This is a genomic window from Actinomyces sp. 565 (assembly GCF_010365615.1).
In the GTDB taxonomy this organism is placed as follows: domain Bacteria; phylum Actinomycetota; class Actinomycetes; order Actinomycetales; family Actinomycetaceae; genus Actinomyces.
The window spans coordinates 1-5,283 of the sequence record NZ_PIZD01000058.1 but is presented as its reverse complement, the minus strand read 5'-3'; the positions used below and the strand labels follow the sequence as shown (position 1 = coordinate 5,283).

Genomic DNA, 5,283 nt, shown 5'->3' with positions numbered 1-5,283 from the left:
CCGGGGCCGGGGCCGCCGGGGCGGGGCTGTTCGCCTCCGCCCCGGCGACTGCGCAGGCCGGGTTACTCGCCCTTGGCCTTGGCGATGACCTCGTCAGCGACGTTCTTGGGAACCTCGGCGTAGGAGTCGAACGCCATGGAGTACACGGCGCGGCCCTGCGTCTTGGAACGCAGGTCGCCGACGTAGCCGAACATCTCCGACAGCGGCACGGCGGCCTTGATGACCTTCACGCCCTGTGCATCCTCCATCGACTGGACCATGCCACGGCGGGAGTTCAGGTCGCCGATCACGTCGCCCATGTACTCCTCGGGGGTGCGCACCTCGACGGCCATGACCGGCTCGAGCAGAACCGGCTGAGCCCGCTTGGCGCCCTCCTTGAAGGCCATGGAGCCTGCGATCTTGAAGGCCATCTCGGAGGAGTCAACCTCGTGGTAGCCGCCGTCGACCAGGGTGGCCTTGACGTCCACCATGGGGTAGCCGGCCAGCACGCCGGTGGTCATGGCCTCCTGCACGCCGGCGTCGACGCTCGGGATGAACTCCCGGGGCACGCGCCCACCGGTGACGGCGTTGACGAACTCGTAGTGCGTGTTCTCGGCCTCGTCGTCGGCCTCGTCGGCCACGAGCGGCTCGAAGGACATGAGCACCTTCGCGAACTGGCCGGAGCCACCGGTCTGCTTCTTGTGCGTGTACTCGACCTTGTCGACCTTCTTGCGGATGGTCTCGCGGTAGGCGACCATCGGGTTACCGACGTTCGCCTCAACCTTGAACTCGCGCCGCATGCGGTCGACGAACACGTCCAGGTGCAGCTCGCCCATACCGCCGATGACGGTCTGGCCGGTCTCCTCGTCGAGCTCGACCGTGAAGGTCGGGTCCTCCTCGGAGAGCTTCTGGATGGCGACGCCGAGCTTCTCCTGGTCGCCCTTGGTCTTGGGCTCGATGGCCACGTGGATCACGGGGTCCGGGAAGGTCATCGACTCCAGGATGACCGGGTCGCCCTGGGCGCACAGGGTGTCACCGGTGGTCACGTCCTTCAGGCCGATGAAGGCGTAGATGTGGCCGGCGTGGGCCTCCTCCACCGGGTTCTCCTTGTTGGAGTGCATCTGGAAGAGCTTGCCGACGCGCTCCTTGCGGCCCTTGGTGGCGTTGAACACCGTGTCGCCCTGGGCGACCTTGCCGGAGTAGACGCGCACGTAAACCAGCTTGCCGTAGAACGGGTGGGTGGCGACCTTGAAGGCCAGGGCGGAGAAGGGCTCCTTCTCGTCGGCCTCGCGGGTCAGCACCTTGGACTCGTCGCCGGGGGCGTGGCCCTCGACCGCGGGCACGTCCAGCGGAGAGGGCAGGTAGTCGAGCACGCCGTCCAGAACCGGCTGAATGCCCTTGTTCTTGAAGGCGGAGCCGGCGAAGACCGGGAAGGCCTGGCCGGCGATGGTGAGCTTGCGGATACCGCGCTTGAGCTCGGCGACCGACAGCTCCTCCCCCTCCAGGTACTTCTCCATCAGCTCGTCGTCGGCCTCGGCGACCGTCTCCATGAGCTCGCCCCGCAGCTGCTCGGCCTTGGCCACCAGCTCGGCCGGGATCTCCTCGTACTCGACGATCGAGCCGCGGGTGTCCTTGCCATCGGCGTCCTTCTCCGGGAAGCGGATGGCCCGCATCTCGATGACGTCGACGACGCCGGAGAACTCGTTCTCGGCACCGATGGGGAAGTTCACGACGATCGGGGTGGCGTGGAGCCGGTCGCGGATCGTCTGCACGGAGAAGTCGAAGTCCGCACCCAGCTTGTCCATCTTGTTGATGTAGCAGATGCGGGGCACGTTGTACTTGTCCGCCTGGCGCCACACCGTCTCGGACTGGGGCTCAACGCCCTCCTTGCCGTCGAAGACGGCGACCGCGCCGTCGAGCACACGCAGCGAGCGCTCGACCTCGACCGTGAAGTCGACGTGGCCGGGGGTGTCGATGATGTTGATCTGGTTGTCTTTCCAGAAGCAGGTGGTGGCCGCGGAGGTGATGGTGATACCGCGCTCCTGCTCCTGCTCCATCCAGTCCATCGTCGAGGCGCCGTCGTGCGTCTCGCCGATCTTGTAGTTGATACCCGTGTAGAACAGGATGCGCTCAGTCACGGTGGTCTTGCCGGCATCGATGTGAGCCATGATGCCGATGTTGCGGACCTTGGTGAGGTCAGTCAGCACGTCTAGTGCCACTAGTGGTGTCCTTCGTTCGTTAGGTGAGGGAGTTGGGCCCGTACGAGCCGGCGGGCCCGGACGGCGTGGGGATGCTTACCAGCGGTAGTGAGCGAAGGCCTTGTTGGACTCGGCCATTCGGTGCATGTCCTCGCGCCGCTTGACAGCGGCGCCGAGGCCGTTGGAGGCGTCCAGAATCTCGTTCATCAGGCGCTCGGTCATGGTGTTCTCGCGGCGCTGCCGGGAGAAGTCCACCAGCCAGCGCAGCGCGAGGGTGGTGGCGCGGTTCGGGCGGACCTCGACGGGGACCTGGTAGGTGGCGCCGCCGACGCGGCGGGAGCGCACCTCCAGGGCCGGGCGGATGTTGTCCAGAGCGCGCTTGAGCACCGAGACCGGGTCCTGGTCGGTCTTGGAGCGCACGCCCTCGAGGGCGCCGTAGACGATGCGCTCGGCGGTTGCCTTCTTGCCGTCGAGCAGTACGCGGTTGACGAGCTGGGTGACGACGGGCGAGCCGTAGACCGGGTCGACGGCAAGCGGGCGCCGGGGTGCGGGACCCTTACGGGGCATTAGTTCTTCTCCTTCTTGGCGCCGTACTTGGAGCGTGCCTGCTGACGACCCTTGACACCCTGGGTATCGAGGGAGCCGCGCACGATGTGGTAGCGGACACCGGGAAGGTCCTTCACACGACCCCCGCGGACGAGCACGATCGAGTGCTCCTGGAGGTTGTGGCCCTCACCGGGGATGTAGGCCGTGACCTCAATTCCGGTGGACAGGCGCACGCGGGCGACCTTACGGAGGGCGGAGTTCGGCTTCTTCGGGGTCGTGGTGTACACACGGGTGCATACGCCACGACGCTGCGGGCTGGACTTGAGCGCCGGCGTCTTGGACGCCGCGCGCTTGGTTGAGCGGCCCTTGCGGACCAGCTGCTGAATTGTGGGCACTACTGATTCTCCATCTTGAAGTGCTTTGCGGGCTGTCGTTGCCCACGTGCCGACCCGCTCTTCCCCGACGGCGCACTCCGCCACGGAATGGGCCGGTCCGCAGGGAGTCGGCCGGGCCGACGGCGCTGCGTCCGGAGCCCCGTGACGGGGCCCGTCGGTTCCCACCGCGGCAGACCCGCGTCACCCCTCGACGTCTGGCGCCGATCGGCTGGGAACGGAATGGAGAACGGTAGCCCGCACACGGGCACCAGTGGGGCACACTACCCGGGCACGACGCCGCACGCCAGACGGGCTCAGGGTGTTCCTGGCCACGTAAAACCGCCCCACCAAAACCGGTAGCTGCAACCGGCTCGCGCCCGGGGTGCGGTCGGCTTACTGGCGCGGGGACCGATCACTGGCGCGGGGCCGAGCGACGGACGCTGCGCGCGGATCCCGGTGCCACGGCCCGTACTGGGTGGGCGGGGCGCTCAGGATAGAGCCTAATGGGGGGTTTCGTGTTTGTGGGTGTGGGGGCAAGGACTCGGGCTGTTGCGTGGTGGTCGTGTTCGGGTTGACGAGGTCGTGTTCGGCGGGTGCCGGCCGCGCCGGCTGGACGTTAACAACGCTACTTAACGGCCTGCTGTATACCTCAGAGCCCTTCAGCAGGCCGTTAACAGGTGTTGTTAACCCCGAAGTGGCGTTGCAGATGATCCGGCGTTGTCGACGACCGCCCGCCGGCAGCGAGGACGCTTCCGACGGGCGCGGGACGTGCTAGGGCCGGCGCCTGACGCACGTACGCCGTTGCGGGGGCTCTCCCGGGCGGACGGTCCGCGTATTGCGTCTGACCCGCAGCAGCGACGACCCGCCATGAACGGCAACGGTTCACGGGGACACCCGACAAACCGCCGCGGGCGACGCCCCAGCACCCAGGCAACATGACGAACCGTAAGGTCAACCCAAGAACCTGTTATGTGTCAGGACATCGGTGACAGTTCAGGGGTTGTTGGTGGTGACAGTTCTGGCGTGTTTTTGGATGCATGAGCCCAGTCAGGAAGTCCAACAGTGGTTGTGTTGATCCGCGTATGCGTCTGGCGATCGCGCGGTGGCCTGATGACGCCCCGCGCGGGGCGGTGACCACGTTCTGCGAGCATGAGGGCATCTGCCGCAAGACCTTCTACGCGCTGCGGGCCAGAGCCCGAGCTGACGGGGAGGCCGCGATACTCGAGCCCCGCTCTCGCCGTCCTCGCACAAGTCCGGGACGTATAAGCAAACAGGCGCTACCAGGCCCTGGACGTGCGTGCCGCGCTAGAACGCTCTGGCCTGGACTGCGGCCCGATTCAGCGTGCACGACAAGATGCGGGCCATGGGCCTTCAGACGCCCTCGTCGGCGTCCCTGGCCCGGATCTTCCGCGCCGCCGGCGTGGCCCACGCCGAGCAGGCCAAGAGGCCCCGGGCGGCATGGCGCCGTTTCGTCTACCCCGCCCCGAACGCCTACTGACAGATGGACGCCACCGAATACGTACTGGCCGGCGGCCGTAAGGCCGTCATCTACCCGGCTCATCGACGACCAATCCCGCCTGGCGGTGGCGTCCCTGGTCGCCGCCTCCGAGACCAGCCAGGCAGCCATCGCCACCTTCGATAAGGCCGTCGCCCGCTACGGAGTGCCCCAGCGGCTGCTGACCGACAACGGGGTCGCTGTGAATCCCACCCGACGCGGCCGCAAAGGCAAGCTGGACGGGCCACGTGCGCGCCCTAGGGGTGGAACCCATCACCGGCAAGCCGTACAAGCCCACCCCCAGGACAAGAACGAGCGCTTCCACCAGACCCTGTTCCGCTACCTCGACGCCCCGCCCCTGGCCCGCGCCCGGCACCCGCTACGTCTCGACCCGCACACACCCAACCCCGCCAACCACCACACCCCACAAGACCCAGAACTGTCACCGATATCCTGACACACCAAGTGTCACCGATGTCCTGGCACAAAACTGTCACCGATCTCCTGAGACATCACAGCGACGGTTCGTACCTCGTGGTGACGGTTCGTACCTCGTGGTGACGGTTCGTACGTTCCGGTCGACGATTCGTACCCTGTGGCGACGGTTCGTACCGTAGGGGTACTGTGTTGTCTCATGACTTCTGGGACTGTTGGATCTCATGACATCTGGGAGTGTCAGAAGTCGTGAGAT

Annotated in this window: 3 protein-coding genes and 1 pseudogene; 1 reads left to right on the top strand and 3 read right to left on the bottom strand. The window is 66.7% G+C overall.

What is annotated here, in order from left to right; genetic code table 11:
• Positions 1-62: 62 nt before the first annotated feature.
• From fusA to rpsL, 3 genes are all read right to left on the bottom strand, one after another.
• Positions 63-2,198 (bottom strand): elongation factor G, encoded by a 2,136-nt coding sequence (gene fusA, locus GZ997_RS08885; protein WP_161924760.1) that lies wholly within the window; start codon positions 2,196-2,198, stop codon positions 63-65.
• Between the two features lie 75 nt (positions 2,199-2,273).
• A complete protein-coding gene (gene rpsG, locus GZ997_RS08880) occupies positions 2,274-2,744 on the bottom strand; it encodes a 30S ribosomal protein S7 (RefSeq protein ID WP_161924761.1) in 471 nt (156 codons plus the stop codon).
• Positions 2,744-3,118 carry a 30S ribosomal protein S12 gene (gene rpsL / locus GZ997_RS08875; protein WP_073327562.1) on the bottom strand — a complete coding sequence of 125 codons (375 nt, stop codon included), beginning with the start codon at positions 3,116-3,118 and terminating at the stop codon, positions 2,744-2,746. The genes rpsG and rpsL overlap by 1 nt, the downstream gene beginning before the upstream one ends.
• 1,109 nt (positions 3,119-4,227) lie before the next feature.
• On the opposite strand from rpsL, the pseudogene GZ997_RS12790 reads away from it, so the two are divergent.
• Positions 4,228-4,959, top strand: a pseudogene (locus GZ997_RS12790) (DDE-type integrase/transposase/recombinase); the annotation flags it as partial.
• Positions 4,960-5,283 lie beyond the last annotated feature (324 nt).